Source organism: Burkholderia sp. BC1, assembly GCF_052683555.1.
The window spans coordinates 1-16,814 of the sequence record NZ_JBQYLP010000040.1; the positions used below are offsets into that span (position 1 = coordinate 1).

Annotated in this window: 19 protein-coding genes; 13 read left to right on the forward strand and 6 right to left on the reverse strand. The window is 66.1% G+C overall.

The window, feature by feature from the left end:
* Positions 1–84: 84 nt before the first annotated feature.
* The 5 genes from ACSHSS_RS19380 to ACSHSS_RS19400 all read left to right on the forward strand — a co-directional run bounded on the left by ACSHSS_RS19380 (position 85) and on the right by ACSHSS_RS19400 (position 4,106).
* The gene (locus ACSHSS_RS19380; RefSeq protein ID WP_445545393.1) at positions 85–711 is read left to right on the forward strand and encodes an FMN-dependent NADH-azoreductase; all 627 of its coding nucleotides are present in this window, start codon (positions 85–87) and stop codon (positions 709–711) included.
* A 16-nt stretch (positions 712–727) separates the two neighbouring features.
* Positions 728–1,936, forward strand: a complete 1,209-nt coding sequence (locus ACSHSS_RS19385) for a GNAT family N-acetyltransferase (protein WP_445545394.1) — start codon at positions 728–730, stop codon at positions 1,934–1,936.
* Between the two features lie 102 nt (positions 1,937–2,038).
* Positions 2,039–3,007 (forward strand): cupin domain-containing protein, encoded by a 969-nt coding sequence (locus ACSHSS_RS19390; protein WP_445545395.1) that lies wholly within the window; start codon positions 2,039–2,041, stop codon positions 3,005–3,007.
* A 147-nt stretch (positions 3,008–3,154) separates the two neighbouring features.
* Entirely contained in the window at positions 3,155–3,415 is a 261-nt protein-coding gene (locus ACSHSS_RS19395) for a hypothetical protein (protein WP_445545396.1), read from the forward strand.
* A 184-nt stretch (positions 3,416–3,599) separates the two neighbouring features.
* A complete protein-coding gene (locus tag ACSHSS_RS19400) occupies positions 3,600–4,106 on the forward strand; it encodes a YkgB family protein (protein WP_012467965.1) in 507 nt (168 codons plus the stop codon).
* A 95-nt stretch (positions 4,107–4,201) separates the two neighbouring features.
* Here ACSHSS_RS19400 and pdxR read toward each other — a convergent pair whose 3' ends face one another.
* The gene (gene pdxR, locus ACSHSS_RS19405; RefSeq protein WP_445545423.1) at positions 4,202–5,623 is read right to left on the reverse strand and encodes a MocR-like pyridoxine biosynthesis transcription factor PdxR; all 1,422 of its coding nucleotides are present in this window, start codon (positions 5,621–5,623) and stop codon (positions 4,202–4,204) included.
* Positions 5,624–5,780: 157 nt separating this feature from the next.
* On the opposite strand from pdxR, the gene ACSHSS_RS19410 reads away from it, so the two are divergent.
* From ACSHSS_RS19410 to ACSHSS_RS19435, 6 genes are all read left to right on the forward strand, one after another.
* Positions 5,781–6,005, forward strand: a complete 225-nt coding sequence (locus ACSHSS_RS19410; RefSeq protein WP_445545397.1) for a hypothetical protein — start codon at positions 5,781–5,783, stop codon at positions 6,003–6,005.
* Between the two features lie 13 nt (positions 6,006–6,018).
* Positions 6,019–6,321, forward strand: coding sequence for a DUF3331 domain-containing protein (locus ACSHSS_RS19415; protein ID WP_012216787.1), 303 nt, complete (start codon positions 6,019–6,021; stop codon positions 6,319–6,321).
* Positions 6,322–6,419: 98 nt separating this feature from the next.
* Positions 6,420–7,310: a DUF692 domain-containing protein gene (locus ACSHSS_RS19420; protein ID WP_445545398.1), complete on the forward strand. Its 891-nt coding sequence runs from the start codon at positions 6,420–6,422 to the stop codon at positions 7,308–7,310.
* On the forward strand, positions 7,307–8,092 hold the full coding sequence (locus ACSHSS_RS19425; RefSeq protein ID WP_445545399.1) for an HvfC/BufC family peptide modification chaperone: 786 nt from the start codon (positions 7,307–7,309) through the stop codon (positions 8,090–8,092). Before ACSHSS_RS19420 ends, ACSHSS_RS19425 begins: the two co-directional genes overlap by 4 nt.
* Positions 8,093–8,261: 169 nt before the next feature.
* Positions 8,262–9,506 (forward strand): Zn-dependent hydrolase, encoded by a 1,245-nt coding sequence (locus tag ACSHSS_RS19430; protein WP_445545400.1) that lies wholly within the window; start codon positions 8,262–8,264, stop codon positions 9,504–9,506.
* 53 nt (positions 9,507–9,559) lie between these two features.
* Complete coding sequence (locus ACSHSS_RS19435) at positions 9,560–10,807, forward strand: diaminopropionate ammonia-lyase (protein WP_445545401.1); 1,248 nt, start codon at positions 9,560–9,562, stop codon at positions 10,805–10,807.
* Positions 10,808–10,819: 12 nt separating this feature from the next.
* Here ACSHSS_RS19435 and ACSHSS_RS19440 read toward each other — a convergent pair whose 3' ends face one another.
* On the reverse strand, positions 10,820–11,287 hold the full coding sequence (locus tag ACSHSS_RS19440; protein WP_059843026.1) for an Lrp/AsnC family transcriptional regulator: 468 nt from the start codon (positions 11,285–11,287) through the stop codon (positions 10,820–10,822).
* Positions 11,288–11,496: 209 nt separating this feature from the next.
* Between ACSHSS_RS19440 and ACSHSS_RS19445 the strand changes: the two genes are divergently transcribed.
* Positions 11,497–12,660, forward strand: coding sequence for a M20 aminoacylase family protein (locus ACSHSS_RS19445; protein ID WP_445545402.1), 1,164 nt, complete (start codon positions 11,497–11,499; stop codon positions 12,658–12,660).
* Between the two features lie 206 nt (positions 12,661–12,866).
* Here ACSHSS_RS19445 and ACSHSS_RS19450 read toward each other — a convergent pair whose 3' ends face one another.
* From ACSHSS_RS19450 to ACSHSS_RS19460, 3 genes are all read right to left on the reverse strand, one after another.
* Complete coding sequence (locus ACSHSS_RS19450) at positions 12,867–13,619, reverse strand: hypothetical protein (protein WP_445545403.1); 753 nt, start codon at positions 13,617–13,619, stop codon at positions 12,867–12,869.
* 51 nt (positions 13,620–13,670) lie between these two features.
* Complete coding sequence (locus ACSHSS_RS19455; RefSeq protein ID WP_012467962.1) at positions 13,671–14,279, reverse strand: acyl-homoserine-lactone synthase; 609 nt, start codon at positions 14,277–14,279, stop codon at positions 13,671–13,673.
* Positions 14,280–14,483: 204 nt separating this feature from the next.
* Complete coding sequence (locus ACSHSS_RS19460) at positions 14,484–14,927, reverse strand: DUF4902 domain-containing protein (protein WP_445545404.1); 444 nt, start codon at positions 14,925–14,927, stop codon at positions 14,484–14,486.
* Positions 14,928–15,001: 74 nt separating this feature from the next.
* Here ACSHSS_RS19460 and ACSHSS_RS19465 point away from each other — a divergent pair, with 74 nt between their 5' ends.
* Positions 15,002–15,721, forward strand: coding sequence for an autoinducer binding domain-containing protein (locus ACSHSS_RS19465; RefSeq protein ID WP_445545405.1), 720 nt, complete (start codon positions 15,002–15,004; stop codon positions 15,719–15,721).
* Positions 15,722–15,795: 74 nt separating this feature from the next.
* Here the strand turns inward: ACSHSS_RS19465 and ACSHSS_RS19470 are convergent, their stop codons facing one another.
* The gene (locus ACSHSS_RS19470) at positions 15,796–16,503 is read right to left on the reverse strand and encodes an MgtC/SapB family protein (protein WP_006396758.1); all 708 of its coding nucleotides are present in this window, start codon (positions 16,501–16,503) and stop codon (positions 15,796–15,798) included.
* Positions 16,504–16,814 lie beyond the last annotated feature (311 nt).

Below are 16,814 nucleotides of genomic sequence, written 5' to 3' on the forward strand. Positions count from 1 at the left end.
GGCTCGAGCGCGGTCTCGCGCGCCCGGCGGTGCAGCGCGGGCTGCAGGTGGCCGCGAGCTGACGGAACGATTGGAATCGATCGCATGAACATTCTTCATATTGATTTCAGCCCGCGAGCGGAATCGTACAGCCGCCAGCTGTCGGCGGCGATCGTCGCGAAGCTGCTCGAGATTTCGCCGGGCGCGAGCATCAGCCGGCGCGACTTCGGTGCCGTTCCGTTGCCACACGCGACGTCGGGTTATGCGACTGCGCTCTCGACGCCCGCGACGTTGGCCAACCCGCCGCAGGCGGCGCTCGCGCTCTCCGAAGCGCTGATTCGGGACGTCGAGGCGGCCGACGTGATCGCGATCGGTACGCCGATGAACAACTTCACGATTCCGTCGGGCTTCAAGACGTGGATCGATCACGTGCTGCGCGTCGGGCGGACGATGAAGTCGACGCCGACCGGCAAGATCGGCTTGCTCCGCGATCGTCCGGTGTTCATCGGCATCGCTGCCGGTGGCGTCTTTAGCGGCGAACGCGCGAATCAGCCGGATTTCCTGACGCCGTACCTGTCGGCCGCATTCGGCTGCATCGGGTTGAACTCGCTGCAGTTTCTTCCGGTGCAGGGTACCGCGTTTCTGTCGCCGGACCAGACGGCGTCTGCAATCGAGCGGGCGCTCGCGGCAATCGACGTGTCGGTGATTCGGGCGGCCGTGTCGGGGCAATGAACAGGGAGCGGCAATCATGAAGATAGTCGTGATCGGTGGCACCGGCCTGATCGGCGCGAAGACGGTTGCCGTTCTGCAGGCGCACGGACACGAAGTGGTAGCGGCGTCGCGCAAACGGGGTGTCGACGTGTTCACGGGCGCCGGCCTCGACGCAGCCGTCGCCGGCGCACACGTCGTGATCGATCTGTCGGACAGGCGCTCGTCCGACGCAGCGGCCGTGCAGGCATTCTTCGAGACGGCCGGTCGCAACCTGCTTGCGGCGGAAGCGGCGGCGGGCGTGCGGCACCATGTCGTGCTGTCGATCGTCGGTACCGACCGCGTGCCGGATCAGCGCTATTACCGCGCGAAGATGACCCAGGAAAAACAGGTCGAGGCATCGGGCATCCCGTATACGATCGTTCGCTCGACGCAGTTCTTCGAGTTCCTGCGCGGGATCGCAGACGCGCATACGGACGGCGACGTCGTCAGACTGCCGCCGGCGCTGCTTCAACCGATTGCGGCCGACGACGTCGCGGCCATCGTCGCGCAAGTGGCGCTCGCGACGCCGGGGAACGGGATCGTCGAAATCGCGGGTCCCGAGCGGGCGCCGTTCGACGACATCGTCGCGCGCTATCTGAACTCCGTCGGCGACCGGCGAAGCGTCGCCAAGGATGCGGATGCGCGATATTTCGGCGGACGGCTCCAGCACGATTCGCTGGTGCCGTCGCGCGCAGCGCGTGTCGGCCGTATCGGTCTGGATGCGTGGCTGCGCCGTGCGCACGATCGGGCGGGCTCGCTGCCGCGCGTCGACATCAGACCGGTCGAGCGCGGCGATTTCGACGTCTGGTATCCGTTGTGGAAGGACTATCAGCGCTTTTATGAAGTCGATATTCCGGACGCCGTGACGCAGGCGACGTGGGCGCGCTTTATGGATCCGTCCGAGCCGATGCATGCCGCGCTCGCGGTCGCCGGTGAACGGGTGTTCGGTCTCGTGCATTGGCTGTATCACCGATCGACGTGGACGACCGACGACTACTGCTATCTGCAGGACCTGTTCGTTGCGAACGACGCGCGCGGTCGCGGCGCCGGCCGCGCGCTGATCGAGCACGTCTATGGCGACGCGATGTGTCGCAGCGTACCGCGCGTGTACTGGCTGACGCACAAGACGAACCGTCAGGCGATGCAGCTTTACGATCGCGTCGCCGAGCGGTCGGATTTCGTCCAGTACAGGAAGCGATTCGTCTGACTCATTCGCGTGCCGTCGAAGGCGCTATCGCACGCGCGTACGGTCGCGCGAAACCGCCATAAAATGCCCGAACCGCGTGAACGCTTCCGGTTTTGAAATTCCATGTCCGACATCGACTGGCTGAGCCATCTTCTGCAAATGATCACCGTCACCGGCCGGGTGGAGGTCCGCTGCGTGTACGGTGCGCCGTGGCAGGTTGCGTGGGATCGATCGGCCGCACACGAGATTCCGTACCACGTCGTGCTCGAGGGGCGTGCTGTGCTCGAGGATACCGAGTCCGGGACGGTCAGGGAGCTGGCGAGCGGCGACATCGTGCTGTTGCCGCACGGTGCCGCGCACGTGCTGCACGATGGCAGCGGCCATACGCCGGGCCGCACGCATAATCGCGCGGGTTTCGCCGGATGGATGCTCAGCGAGAACGACGGTCGGGGCGAACGCCTGGACATGCTGTGCGGACGCTTCTTCATCCGGCCGCCGCATGATCGGCTGATTCGCGACTACCTGCCGACGACACTGACCGTGCGCTCCGCGGATGGCGGCGACGACGACGGCGACGGTAGCGGCAACGGCTCTGCGTCGAACCAGCTCGCCAGTCTCGTCGCGTTGATGCGCATGGAGTCGGCCGGCGAGAAGCCGGGCGGATACGCGATCCTCAATGCGCTGACTTCGGCACTGTTCACGCTCGTGCTGCGCGCGGCGAGCGAATCGGGGCAGGCGCCGGCGGGGCTGCTTGCGCTGGCCGGTCATCCGCGGCTGGCGCCGGCCATTTCGGCAATGTTCGCCGACCCCGCGCGACCGTGGAGCCTGCCCGAGCTGGCCGCGCTCTGCAACATGTCGCGCGCAACCTTCATGCGGCACTTCCAGGACAAACTCGGCCGCTCGGCCACGGACCTGCTCACGGACATCCGGATGACGCTGGCCGCAAACGAGCTGAAGAAGCCGACGATGAGCACCGAGGCCGTGGCCGAGGCGATCGGCTATCGGTCGGTCGCGGCATTCCGGCGTGTGTTCACCGACAAGATGGGGATGACGCCCGGACAATGGCGGCGTCTCGCGAACGAAGGGGAATAGCGCGCCTTGCACGCGGCACGTGGCGTCGAATGGACCGTGCCGGCGTTTGATCCTTTCGGGCATGTTGTTGAGCCCACGCAGTCTCGAAATCCGTAATGGCGGCCTCTAAAGTGGAGACTCCTAGCCCACTGACGAACGAGGCACGCCATGAACCGCATCGCCAGTCCAGCCCTCGGGTCGCTTGCCGCGACGCGCGACGTGCGCACCGGCAAGTGCGCACGGCCGCGTGTCGGCAAACCGTTCGCTGCCTTGCGCGCGGTCGTGGCCGCAAACTTGGTCGACGTGCTCCAGATAGCCGGTACGACGGCTTCCGCGAGCCTCGCCGACATCTCGCTGGCCGTTGCGATCGCAGTCGTCGCCAAGGTTTTCAAACGCCTCGACGGAACGTCGCCCACCTTCTTTCCATAGCGTCAGTTCGCACCGATGACGAAACGGCGCAACACGGCCGTTTCCTGTTCGCTCCTTGACTCGACAACGCAACGCCGCGCTGGTCCGTAGGTCGGCGCGTGTCGCAAACGTGCGATCGCTCGAGCGGCCGCGCGTGAAATTTCTCGCCAACGAAGTCAGTTCTCACTTGAATCGGATATCGAATATGAGCACGCGTGCAAATCAGTTCCATCTGCAGATCGCTGAAAAGGGTGTTGGGTCGCTGTCGCTTCTTGCGCTGCTCCGATGGGCGCTCGTCGTCATCTTTCTGTGGTTCGGCGGCATGAAGTTCACGGGATATGAAGCCAACGGCATCGCACCGTTCGTCGTCAACAGCCCGATCATGAGCTGGCTGAACGCGTCGTTCGGCGTTCAGGGCGCAAGCAACGTGATCGGCGTGCTCGAACTCTCGACGGCTGCGGCGCTGATCGCCGGGGCGTTCCAGCCCGTGCTGTCGGCGCTGGGTGCGGCGATGTCGGCCGCGACTTATCTGATCACGCTGACGTTTTTCCTGAGCACACCGGGTGTCGCGGAAGCGACGGCCGGCGGCTTTCCGGCGATCTCGGCGCTGCCTGGCCAGTTCCTGCTCAAGGACCTGGTGCTGCTCGCCGCGTCGCTTTGTCTGCTCGTCGCATCTGTGCGAAGCGCGGAGCCCGGCATCGACCGGCAGTGACCGGTTACGGCCGAGACGCATCGCGCGCGGGAACCGATGGGGTGAAGCGCGGCGGACGGCGCAGACCGCCTGCCGCGATCGCAGGCGACCGGTCGCTACCGCGCCTTTCCGCAGTGGCGTTCGATGATGTCGAACAGCCGGCGGCACGACGTCGCCACGTGCTGTTCGGGTGCGGTCGCGACGCTGAGCAGAAGGCCGGGCCTCGTCCAGGAAGGCGTCGCGAACCACGCGGACAGCGGCGACGGCGCGATGCCGACCGTCATCGCGTCCCTGACGATTTTCGTGTCGGGCGCGCCATCGGGAAGCCTGAGCAGGACGGATAGGCCGGCCGTTATCCATTCCGCGTTGCGCATTCTCAGCTGATCGCAGAGTGCGTCGCGCTGTGCGGAATAAAGGCGCTTGAGCCGACGCACGCGCCGGATATAGTGGCCGCGCCGCATGAATTCGGCGGTTGCGAGCTGGATTACCGGCGACGGCGCAGGGGCGAGCGTTGCGGTGACTTCAGAGAACGCATTGACGAGTTCGATAGGCGCGACGACGAAGCCGAGCCGCAGCGCCGGGCTGATGGTCTTGCTGAAGGAGCCGACATGAATCACGCGCTTGCCTTCGTCGAGGGACGCCATTGCGGGTGCCGGCCGGCCTTGCAGCTGCAGCTCGCCGAGGTAGTCGTCTTCGATGATCCATGCATGATTCGTGCGTGCCCATTCGAGCATCTGGAGACGCCGTCGCAACGAGAGGGTCGATCCGAGCGGCGCCTGCTGACCGGGTGTCACGACGGCCAGTGCGGCGTCGGGTGCTTTCGCGAGTGCGTAATCGACGTTGATGCCGTCTGCATCGACCGGCACCGGCACGAGCTTAAGACGCGCGAGCTCGAGTCCTTTGCGCGTGACCATGAATCCCGGCTCTTCCATCCAGACTTTTTTGCCGTCGATGCCCAGCACGCGCAGCGCCAGCCCCAGGCCGGCCACATAGCCCGACGTGACGAACACCTGCTCGGGGTGGCAGTGAAAGTTGCGCGTGATCGCCAGATTCGCGGCGATCTCGGTGCGCAGTTCGAGCTCGCCGCGCGGATCGGGATAGAGCAACGACGACAAGGATCCGGCCTTCAGCAGGTTCGACGAGCGCGAACGGGAGAACAGCTTCTCCGGCAGCCCTTCGAACGCCGGAATGCCGAGCTGGAAGATCGCAGGCCCCGCGTTCATCTCGTCGTAGGCCTTCATGAACGCGCCGACCGGCGGCACTTGCGGCCGCGACAGCACGACGCGCGATCGTGGCGCAACGCGCGTCCCTCTGGCGCCGAAGGTTTCGATCATTTGCGCGTCGGACAGGCGCTCGTACGCGGATTGCACGGTGCCGCGCGCGACGCCGAGCTGCGCTGCGAGGTCTTGCCATGAAGGGAGGCGTGTGCCGGGGGCGAGCAAGCCTGACTCTATCGCTCTGCTGATACTGGTGTGGATTTGTTCTGCCAGGGACAGCTTCGCCGTCCGGTCGAGCTGAATTTCAAAATCTCGATTCATCCGCTTGGTACACACAAAAATGGGAAATCTTGGTTCTACTATCCGTGTCATCGATCGCACAGAATCTTCGCACGATCGCGGCCCCGGATGTAAGGGCGGAGCGCATGAAAAGCGGCGTCGGTGCACGCATGAAAATGGGATCGAAGCGCATTCTCGGATGACTGTTTTCGCGCCGACGAAGCGCGCCGGACGCGTGCCCGACGACGAAAAGACCATCGCGCGTCGTTCGTTGCGCGCGTCGTTGGATCGGGCGATTGTGCGACGAATCTTCGGCACGGCGGGAAGTCGACGCGATCGTAACGGTGCGCCGTCGATAAAAAGATTGGCGATGCTGATCATCCAGGCCGGCGACGTGCTCGGCTTGCCGACAGCATCTCGCTGACACGTCCACGATCATGGAAAACGCCCCCTCGCCGCTGCATATCTCGACCGTCGAGCAACTGTCGCCGACGATGATCAGCATCAGCTGGAGCAATCCCTGCATGGGCCACTACACGGACCAAGTCTGGCGCATCGGTCTTGCACGCACGAGCGCCGTATGCATGCTGTCGGGTGTGTCGATACGGCCCGGCGATGCCGTGTTTCGCCCGCGCGTGAGGGGTTCGCATGTGCCGATCAACCACGATCGGATGATTCTGGCTTCTGCAGTCGCCGGTCTATTTCCCCCGTCGATCGCGTCAGAAGGCGCTGAAACATGAGCGCGTCACGTCGACGCGTCTCGTCGGGCGGCAAGCCGTCCATCGCATCATCGACCAGGGTCGCGACGCATCCGTCAGTCAAGGAGACATCACGCAATATGGCAACAGAACAGGCTTTGCCCGAATCGGCGCGCGATCGTGCGGACGCTGCGGCACGGATCGATCGCGATCTCGGCGTGGGCGTCGGTCTTCACGACGTCCACTATCGTGACTTTCTGGCTGCAGCGCAGCCCGTCGACTGGCTCGAGGTCCATACCGAAAATTATCTCGGCGCCGGCGGCTACGATCTTCATGTGCTCGAGCAGGTGCGGCGCGACTATCCGTTGAGTTTCCACGGTGTCGGGCTCAGCATCGGCTCGGCCGGTCCGCTGGATGCCGGCCATCTCGAGCGTGTCGCATCGCTGGTCGATCGATTCCAGCCGGCGCTCGTGTCCGAGCACTTGTCCTGGTCGGTCGCGCTCACACGCCGCTTGCACGAGTCGCTGCCGTTGCCGCTCACGTCCGAGTCGCTCGACGTGGTCGCGCGGAACGTCGACCGCTTGCAGCACGCATTGAAGCGCACCGTGTTGATCGAGAACGTCGCACGCGACGTGTCGTTTCGACAGGACGAGATGACGGAAACAGACTTCATTTCCGAACTTGTCGGAAGAACGGGATGTGCGTTGCTCGTCGACGTCACGAGCCTCTACGTGAATCAGTGCAACCATGGTGAAGATGCGTTCGAGGCGCTCGGGCGGTTTCCGGTAGATGCCGTCAGGGAGCTCCATGTGCGCGCGTACCGATGCCGGCATCATGCGGACGCGAACCATCGCGGTCGCCGAGTGCCGACCGATGTGTGGCAGCTTTACGGCTATGCCGTCGAGCGATTCGGCACCGTGTCGACGCTGATCGAATGCGACGCGGACGTTCCGCCGATCGCGATTCTTCTGGACGAAGCCGCGACGGCGAGAAACGTGGCCGATGCGTTCGCCTCGAGGAGGGCGCGATGAGCGAGCGGCTGAAGCACGTGCAGCTCGAATTCGTGACGTCGCTGCTGCACCCGGATGCCGAACAGCGTTTGCTCGGTGCGCTGGTCGGCGACGAAACCAACAACCGCGAGCGCGTCGCGCGCTACCGGGCTCGACTATGGCGCACGTGGCACCGCGTACTGGCCTGCGCGTATCCCGTGCTGCGCAGTCTGATGGGCGACGACTTCTTTCTGACGCTGTCGCGTGAATACGGAATCGCCGATCCGGTTCGGTCCGGCGATCTGAATCGGTTCGGCAGCCGCATGGCCGAATTGCTGGAGTCGTGGCCGCCGACGGCGACCTGTCGCCATCTCGCCGACGTCGCGCGTCTCGAGTGGCTGGTCCATCGCGCCTGTTTTGCCGCGGACGCGACGACGCGACTGCCGGACCCATGGGCGCAATGTACGCGCGACACGTTGGCGCATTGCTCGGTTCGGCTTCATCCGGCCGTGCAGTTGCTTCACACGTCGACGCGTGCTGCGGATCGCTGGCTCGCGTTCCATGCGTCCGGTCAGGCGTTCGATCCGGACGACGTCGACCGACCGCAGTGGATGATCGTCGCCCGGCCGCAATGGATGCCGGAGGTAATCGCGGTATCGCGGTACGCATTTGCGATGCTGTCAGATCTGCGCGACGGCACCACGATCGGCGATGCCTACGCCGCCGCGCTCGCGCGCGACGCCGGTTTCGACTTCGAGCGCAACTGGCAGACGTGGGTCGAGCACGGAATCATCGTCGCGGTGGACGTCGGGATAGCGGTCTGAGAGTGTCGCGCGTCATCGCATCCCACCACCCCTTGCAAACACCCCGCAAAAACGCAAGAACCTTGCACAGCACCCCATCACAACGAGCAAAAATCCCACGCCACCCGAAATAACATTGCTTCCACGCACCCGCGCCACCCGGCGCGGTGCTTTTTGACGGAAGCACGGAATGAAGACGTCGCTGCAACTGGACGGCGCAGTCCTTCTGCGTCAACTGCGCGAGCTCGGCGAGATCGGCGCCGACCGCGAACTCGGCGGCCGCACGCGCATCGCGCTGACCGACGACGAGCGCGCGGGCCGCGACCGCGTCGTCGCGTGGATGCGCGAGCTGGACCTCGACGTCCGCATCGACCGCATCGGCAACATCTTCGGCACGCTGCACGCCGGCCCGGCGGCCGCGGGCCGGCAGCCGCTGATGATCGGCTCGCATATCGACACCGTAAAGAACGCCGGCGCGCTCGACGGCTGCTACGGCGTGCTCGCCGGTCTTGCAGTCGCGCGCGCGTTTCGCGACGCGCGCATCGAGCCGGCGCGTCCGATCACGGTCGCCGCCTTTACGAACGAGGAAGGCATCCGCTATCAGCCCGACATGATGGGCTCGCTCGTCCATGCGGGCGGCCTGTCGATCGACGACGCGCTGAACACGATCGGCATCGACGGCACGCGTCTCGGCGACGAGCTCGCGCGCATTGGCTATGCCGGCGACCTCGAACCGGGCGCGATCGTCCCACATGCGTATCTGGAGCTGCATATCGAGCAGGGGCCGATCCTCGAGGCGGAGAACGTCCGTATCGGCGTCGTCGAGAACCTGCAGGGCATTTCGTGGCAGCAGATCACCGTACAGGGGAACGCAAACCATGCGGGCACGACGCCCATGCATCTGCGCCACGATGCAGGCTGGGTCGCGGCTGCGATCGCGACGTTTCTGCGCGAGCTCGCGGTGTCGTCCGGTACGACGCTCGCGACGATCGGCATGCTGCGCATCGAACCGAACGTGATCAACGTGATTCCGCGCAAGGCCGTGTTGACGGTGGACCTGCGCGACCCCGACGAGCAGCGGCTGCAGCAAGCGGAGCAGCGTCTCGCCGACCATCTCGAGCAGCTCGCGGCACGCGAAGGCGTGCAGATTTCGACCGAGCGGCTCGCGCGTTTCGAGCCGGTCGTGTTCGATGCCGCGCTCGTCGACGCAATCGAAAAAGCCGCTGCGCGCCGCGGCTTTTCGTATCGCCGAATGACGTCCGGCGCCGGCCACGACGCGCAGATGATCGCGCGCATCGCGCCAGCCGCGATGAGCTTCGTGCCGAGCCGCGGCGGCATCAGCCACAACCCGCGCGAACATACGGACGACAGCCAGCTCGTCGACGGCGCCCGTCTGCTGCTCGACGTCGTGCTCGATCGTCTCGCGGCCGCGTGATCGCGCCGAACGCGTCGCCTTATCCCAACCCTTCATCGCTGGAACTTCACGACATGTTGATCGCCAATCCGCGCGCAACGCGCGCGCCATACCCGGACGCGCTGAAGCGCATCCTGAGCATCGAGAAAGCGGAGCAGAGCCGCGCGTGGCTGGCTTGCTGGGACAAGATTGCGCCGGCGCCTACACCGTTGCGCACGTTGCCTGCGCTCGCCGCGGCGTCGGGTATCGCGAGCCTGAGCGTGAAGGACGAGTCCGTGCGCTCGATGCTCGGCAGCTTCAAGGCGCTCGGCGCGCCGAGCGCGCTCGTGCGCCTGATTCTTCGGCTGTGGCCGGCGCACGATCTCGATCCGCGCGCATTGTTCGACGGCCGCTATCGCGCGCTGCTCGCAGGCTTTACCGTTGTCAGCGCAACGGATGGCAATCACGGCAAAGGGCTCGCGGCCGCTGCACAGACGCTCGGCTGCCGATGCGTGATCGTGCTGCATGCGAACGTCAGCATCGAACGCGAGCAGGCGATCGCTGCGTATGGCGCGCAGATCGTCCGGATCGAAGGCAACTACGACGCATCGGTCGAGGAAGCCGCGCGGCTCGCGTCGCTGAACGGCTGGCACGTGGTGTCCGATACGTCGTACGACGGCTACGAAGACATTCCGCGCGACGTGATGCAGGGCTACGGCACCGTCGCCGCGGAGATCGTCGAGCAGAGCGGCGCCCGACCCGATCGGCCGGCCTATACGCACGTGTTGCTGCAGGGCGGCGTCGGCGGTCTCGCGGCGGGCATCGTCAGCTATCTATGGGAGTTTCACGGCGCGCATCGGCCGCGATTCGTCGTCGTCGAGCCGCAGCAGGCCGATTGTCTGTACCAGAGCGCGCTCGCCGGCAAACCGTCGCGCGCGACGGGCTCCGTCGATTCGGTGATGGCCGGGCTCGCGTGCGGCGAGACGTCGCCGCTTGCGTGGCGATTCCTGCAGCCGGCCGTCGACGACTTCATGACGATCGCCGACGCCGATGCGATCGATGCAATGCGCGTGCTGGCGACAGGCCGCGACGGCGACGTGCCGATCGTTGCAGGCGAGTCGGGTGCCGCGGGGCTCGCCGGCCTCGCCGGGTTGCTGAAGGACCGCGCGCAGGCCACGCGCGTCGGGCTCGATCGCGATTCGCGCGTGCTGGTCGTGAATACGGAAGGTGCGACGGCGCCCGACACGTATCGCGAACTGGTCGGCGAGACGGCCGACGCGGTGCTGGCGCGACAGGCGGCCTGGGCGGCCGGCGCGGCGAGCCGGGCGGCGACTCACGTCTGAGTCGGCCGCGCGTCAGGTCGTGGGGCCGATCGGAATCTCGAGCCCCGCCTTCACGCGACTCATCGTCACGAGCGTCTTGAACCGCTTCACGTTGTTGTTGGCGAAGAACAGCTGCCGTGTCAGGTCGTTGTACTCCTCCATGTGACGCACGGAGAAAATCAGCACGAAGTCCCATTCGCCCGCGACGTAGTAGCACTGCTGGATTTGCGCACACGCTTCGAACGTGCGCTTCATCGTATCGAGCAGGTCGATCTGTTCGCTTTCGACTTCGATCATCGTGACGATCGTCAGCGGGTAGCCGACCTTCTCGGGCGCGAGGATCGCCGTATAGCGGTCGATCACGCCTTCGTCGGCGAGCCGCCGCAACCGGCGGTTCACGGCCGCCGGCGACAGGTTCACGCGTGCGGCAAGTTCGCTTTGCGGCGTATCGGCGTCGCGTTGGAGCTCGCTCAGCAGCTTCAGATCGTAGTTGTCTAGCATCGGGGTAGCGGGGTGGAGGGGCGAAATTTTCTTGCAAAACGGCGGCCAAGAATGCGCCGAAATTCGACGTGCGATGAAATATTATTTTTGCGACAACGCGGCGTCAACGTGACGCGGGCGTGTCGGGCTCAGAAGGTCCGCGCGTATCGGGCGACGCAAGTGCGCGGCCGGCGCCGGTTCCATTCGGCGATTTGACGGATAGCGCGAACATGGAAAGCACACTGCAATCGACGTTGAAACATTGGCGGCATCACTTTCACCGCCATCCCGAGACGGGCTTCGAGGAAGTCGCGACGTCCGACTACGTCGCGGCGCTTCTGGAAAGCTTCGGGCTCGACGTGCATCGCGGCATCGGCGGCACCGGCGTCGTCGCCAATCTGAAGGTGGGCGAGAGTCCGCGCGCGATCGGATTGCGCGCCGACATGGACGCGCTGAACATCGTCGAGAACGTACCCGCGCGCGCCCATGCGTCGTGCGTGCCGGGCAAGATGCATGCATGCGGACACGACGGCCATATGGCGATGGTGCTCGGCGCGGCGCGCTTGCTCGCCGAGCAACGCGATTTCGACGGGACCGTGCGGTTCATTTTTCAGCCGGCGGAAGAGCACGGTCGCGGCGCAAAGGCGATGATGGCCGACGGGCTGTTCGAGCGCTTTCCGATCGACGCCATCTTCGGCGCGCACAACATGCCCGGGATGCCGGCCGGCTCCTTCTCGACGCGTGCAGGCGGCATCATGGCGAGCGAAGACAACTTCGTGATTCGGATCAATGCGCGCGGCACGCATGCGGCGCGCCCGCATATGGGCGTCGATCCGATCGTGATCGCGGCGCAGATCGTGCTCGCGCTGCAGACGATCATTTCGCGCAATCTCGATCCGAGCCTGCCCGCGGTGATTTCGTGTACGGAGATCCTGACCGACGGGCTGCGCAACGTGATTCCGTCGACCGTAACGATCAAGGGCGACACGCGCAGCTATTCGCCTGAGGTGCAGCACCTGCTGGCGACGCGGATGCGCGAAGTGAGCGAGGGAATCTGCCGGATGCATGGCGTCGAATGCGAATTCGCGTACACCCACGAGTTCGCGCCGACCGTCAATTCGCCGGAATACGTGGAGGTCGCGGTGGCGGCGGCGACGCGCGTCGCGGGCGCGCAGCACGTCGACGCGAACGTGCCGCCGATGATGATTTCGGAAGACTTCGGCGCGTTCCTGCAGGTCGTCCCCGGCAATTTCATCTTCATCGGCAACGGGAGCGCGGGCGAGCGCGGCGGCGTGCCGCTGCACAACGCGAAGTACGACTTCAACGACGACATCCTGCCGCTGGGCGCGCGGTACTTTGCCGAAGTGGCGCGCATCGCGCTCGCAAGCGCCTGACGACGGCGCAGCGGTGGGGCGGCTTGCCGCCGCCGGTGCCGCATCGAGCCGGCGCGCGGGCAATAAAAAAGCCCGCTGCTGGAGCGGGCCGAAACCATGTTTGGAGACATGGAGGAGACAGACGTCAATTTAAGGGAAAACCCTGAAGCGGGCAAGACCCGCCGACGCGCTGTTGTATCCGTGCAACGTGCGGCCTTGCCGCGCGTTCAGGCGCTGGCGTGCACATGGCCGCCGTGCGAGCCGAACCGTTCCTGCGCGATCGGCAGCGCGTACTTGTCGCGCATTTCGGTCTCGATCCACGTACAGGCTTCGCGCGCGCAGTCGTTGAGCACGTGCCGCGTCGCATGGCCTTCGACGTCGTAGACGAAACGGACGTCGACCTCGTCGTCGGAAACCTGCCGTTTCACCTCGTTCAGCTTCAGCTGCGGCCCATGCTGCTGCGACAGCGCGCGCAGTTCGTCGAAGTGATATTCGATCCAGTCGGCGAAGAACAGCGCGTCGCTGCGGCACGCGAGCCGGAACGCGGCGCTGCGTGACGGGCGCGGCACGTCGTCGGCGGGCGCATGCGCGTCGCCGGCAGCGGCGACATCGACCGGCGCGAGCGGCTGCTGGATACGCCGGTACGGCGCGCGGTCCCGCAGCGCGTGCCACAGCAATTCGTCGCCGGCCGCGCCGGACGGCTGCATGGTCAGGTCGTGACGGCCGTCTCCGCTGGGCGTGACGTCGCGGATCACGACGCGCAGCGAGCAGAGCGGCTCGTCGGCGACGAGCAGCGTCGCCGCGCGCGGCAGGCCGCACACGAGCGGCGCGGCGCCGGCGGCGCGAAACACGAGCCCGCGGCGGTCGAGCCGCACGAGCGGCAGCGCCCGCGCATACGCGGGATAGGCGATTGCGATGCGCGCGCCGTCGGCGCTCGTCAATCCGGGCATCATCGCGCGAAAGACCTGAGACTGGTCCACGTGGTTTCTCCTTCGTTACGATGCCGCCCGGCCGGACACGCGCGTTCCGGATCAGGCGGCAATGGCGGGCCGGGCGATGCGCTCCGGCTCGATTCCCAGTGCGGCAAACGTTTGCGGATCGAGGTCGATCCAGCAGGCGACGACCAGACGCCCGTCCACCTGCTTCGGCGGCCCCGCGCGGTGCGCGTGCACGCCGATCCTGCGAAACAGTCGTTCCATGCTCGCGAACGTCACGCCGATCAGCTGCCGCGCGCCGCGCTCGGCAGCGCACGCGACGACTGCCGCGAGCATCGGCCGCACGGCCCAATCGGCGCCCGACGCGCCGCCGTCGGCGTCGCTCGCGGCGAACCGCGACAGCTCCCACACCGCGGCCGAGCGCGGCAGCGGCAGGTCGGGCGCGATCAGATCGGCGAACAGCGTTTCGAGCAGGTACGGACGCGTCGTCGGCAGCAGCCGCGCACATCCGCACATCTCGCCGCTGCCGTCGCGCGCGACGACGTACACCGTGTCGTCGTGATCGAACGCATCGCGATCGATTCCTTCGTCCGCGGACGGCAGCGTCCAGCCAAGCTGCTCGACGAAGACGCGATGCCGATAGCGCGCGAGCTCCGTCGCCTGGGCGATCGGCAACTGCCTTCCCTCGTGAACGAAGGTCTGCATGATGTCCTCGGATGTGTTTTGGTATGCGTGCATTACAGCGCGCGTCCCGAGGCGGCGGTAACTGGTAACTCTTACAGTATTGCGGCGCGGAAACGCCAATTTCGACGCGGTAACGGTTTCCCGTGGGGCGGGATTGAAAACGCGCGCGCTTTTGCTTATAAAGAGCGCCGGAATCGCGGAAACGTCAGAAGAATGCAGCGGTTGTCACTGCAGCGCCGGACCGGCATGATGGGCGGGGTCGCGCCCGAGAATCGCGGCCGCGACGGCGGCAGCCCAGTCGACGGACGCGAGCCGTGCCGCGAGCGCGGCCGCGGTGCCGCGCATGCCGATGTCGGCGCCGCTCGCGTCGACGCCCATCGCGTTGCTGCGCACGTCGCCGTCGACGATGACGAACGTGCCCGATGCGCGTTCGAGATACCAGTCCCAGCCGACCGTCACGTACGCGACGCCGGGGCCGGCCGGGCGCTGCCATTCGGTATAGCCGGCGAGACGCGCGTCGATCGCGCTATCGCGCAGTTCGGCGAGCAGTGCAGGATCGAGGGCGCTTGCGACGTGGTCGAGCGCGAGCGCGGCCAGTGCGCTTTCTGACAGGCGCACATAGCCGTCCGGAGACGGACCGCGGACCGCATGCAGCAAAGAAGAAGTCATGCGTTGGAATGTATCAGGCGCCGATCGGTGCTGGAACCTGACAAGTATGACAGCGTGACGTTGTCGGAGAAAGAATGGAACTGCGCTGGCAGGATGCCTACGATGAATTCAGCGCCGCGGAAGACGAGCAGCAGCTCTTCCAGCGGATCGCCGCCTATTCGAAACGGCTCGGCTTCGAATACTGCTGCTACGGCATCCGTGTGCCGCTGCCCGTGTCGAAGCCGGCGGTCGCGATCTTCGACACCTATCCCGACGGCTGGATGGCGCACTATCAGGCGCAGAACTACATCGAGATCGATTCGACGGTGCGCGACGGCGCGCTGAGCACGAACATGATCGTCTGGCCCGACGTCGACAAGATCGAGCCGTGTCCGCTGTGGCGCGACGCGCGCGATTTCGGGCTGTCGGTCGGCGTCGCGCAGTCGAGCTGGGCGGCGCGCGGCGCATTCGGCCTGCTCAGCATCGCGCGCCACGCGGATCGGCTGACGCCCGCCGAGATCAACATGCTGACGCTGCAGACAAACTGGCTCGCGAATCTCTCGCATTCGCTGATGAGCCGCTTCATGGTGCCGAAGCTGTCGCCCGAGGCGCGCGTCGCGCTGACCGCGCGCGAGCGCGAGGTGCTGTGCTGGACCGCCGAAGGCAAGACCGCGTGCGAGATCGGCCAGATCCTCTGCATCTCCGAGCGCACGGTCAACTTCCACGTCAACAACATCCTCGAGAAGCTCGGCGCGACGAACAAGGAGCAGGCCGTCGTGAAGGCGATTTCGGCGGGACTCATCGATACGCCCTGACGCGGCCGAGCGGCACGCTGCGCCGCTCGCGTCCGCAGGGCGACGCGCGTCGCACGTTCGCGCGCCGACACCGGTCACTCCATCATCGGCTCCGCTTCCTTCGCGGTCCAGCTCACGCTGGAAATGCTCTTCTCCATGCTCATCCGGCTCGCGATCTGCTCGAGCTTCTGCTGATCCTTCGGATGCAGCTTCAGCGTCGCGGTTACCTTCAGCCGGTCCGGCTGATCGGGCACGTCCTCGCTCGTCAGGCTCTGGAACGACAGCGGCTTCGCATACATCGAATTCGACAGCAGCGTGCGGATATGCACCTCGTCGGCGGCGAGGCAGATCACGGTGATCTGGTATTCGCGCACGAGGTCGGCGTTCGACACGGGCGTCGCGTTGATCGCCTGGCTGACGCCGCGCAGCACCGTGTTGGTGAGCAGCACGACGCCCGTGCCGGCCAGCGCCGGCACGTAATGACCGGAGCCCGACAGCACGCCGACGGCAGCCGAACACCAGAGCGTCGCGGCCGTGTTGATGCCCTGGATCGAGCCCTTGTCGCGCATGATCACGCCGCCGCCGAGAAAGCCGACGCCGGACACGACGTACGCGGCGATCTGCGTGACGCCCGCGACGCCGTTGCCGGTCAGCACGCCGAGCGTGACGAACAGGCACGCGCCGCTCGCGACGAGCGTGATCGTGCGCAGGCCGGCCGTGCGCTGGCGCATCTGGCGTTCAAGGCCGATCGCGACGCCGCAGGCGAACGCAGTAAAAAGTCGGAGTGCGAAATCGAAAGTCATGATTGTCCTGCCGTGCAAGGGGCGCATGCCGGCCCGCGCCGCGGCGGCGCGACGACGGCCGTCATCGCGCGGTACTGTACTGCGCGAATGCGTCGTTCAGTGTGAAACGGTAGGCGTGCGAGGCTCGCGGAACGCGAGCCGGGGCAGGAAACTGCGGCGGACAGGCGTTCAGGCGGCAAGTGGCGCACGCAACGGAGTGCTGCAACTGTCCACGATGGTTCCTGAAGGGAGAATGCGCGGCATTCTAGTGGGCGGCGCGCGCGGGCGTCAACCGTCGCGACGGCGGAACGCGGGCAGGCCGTTGTGGGCCG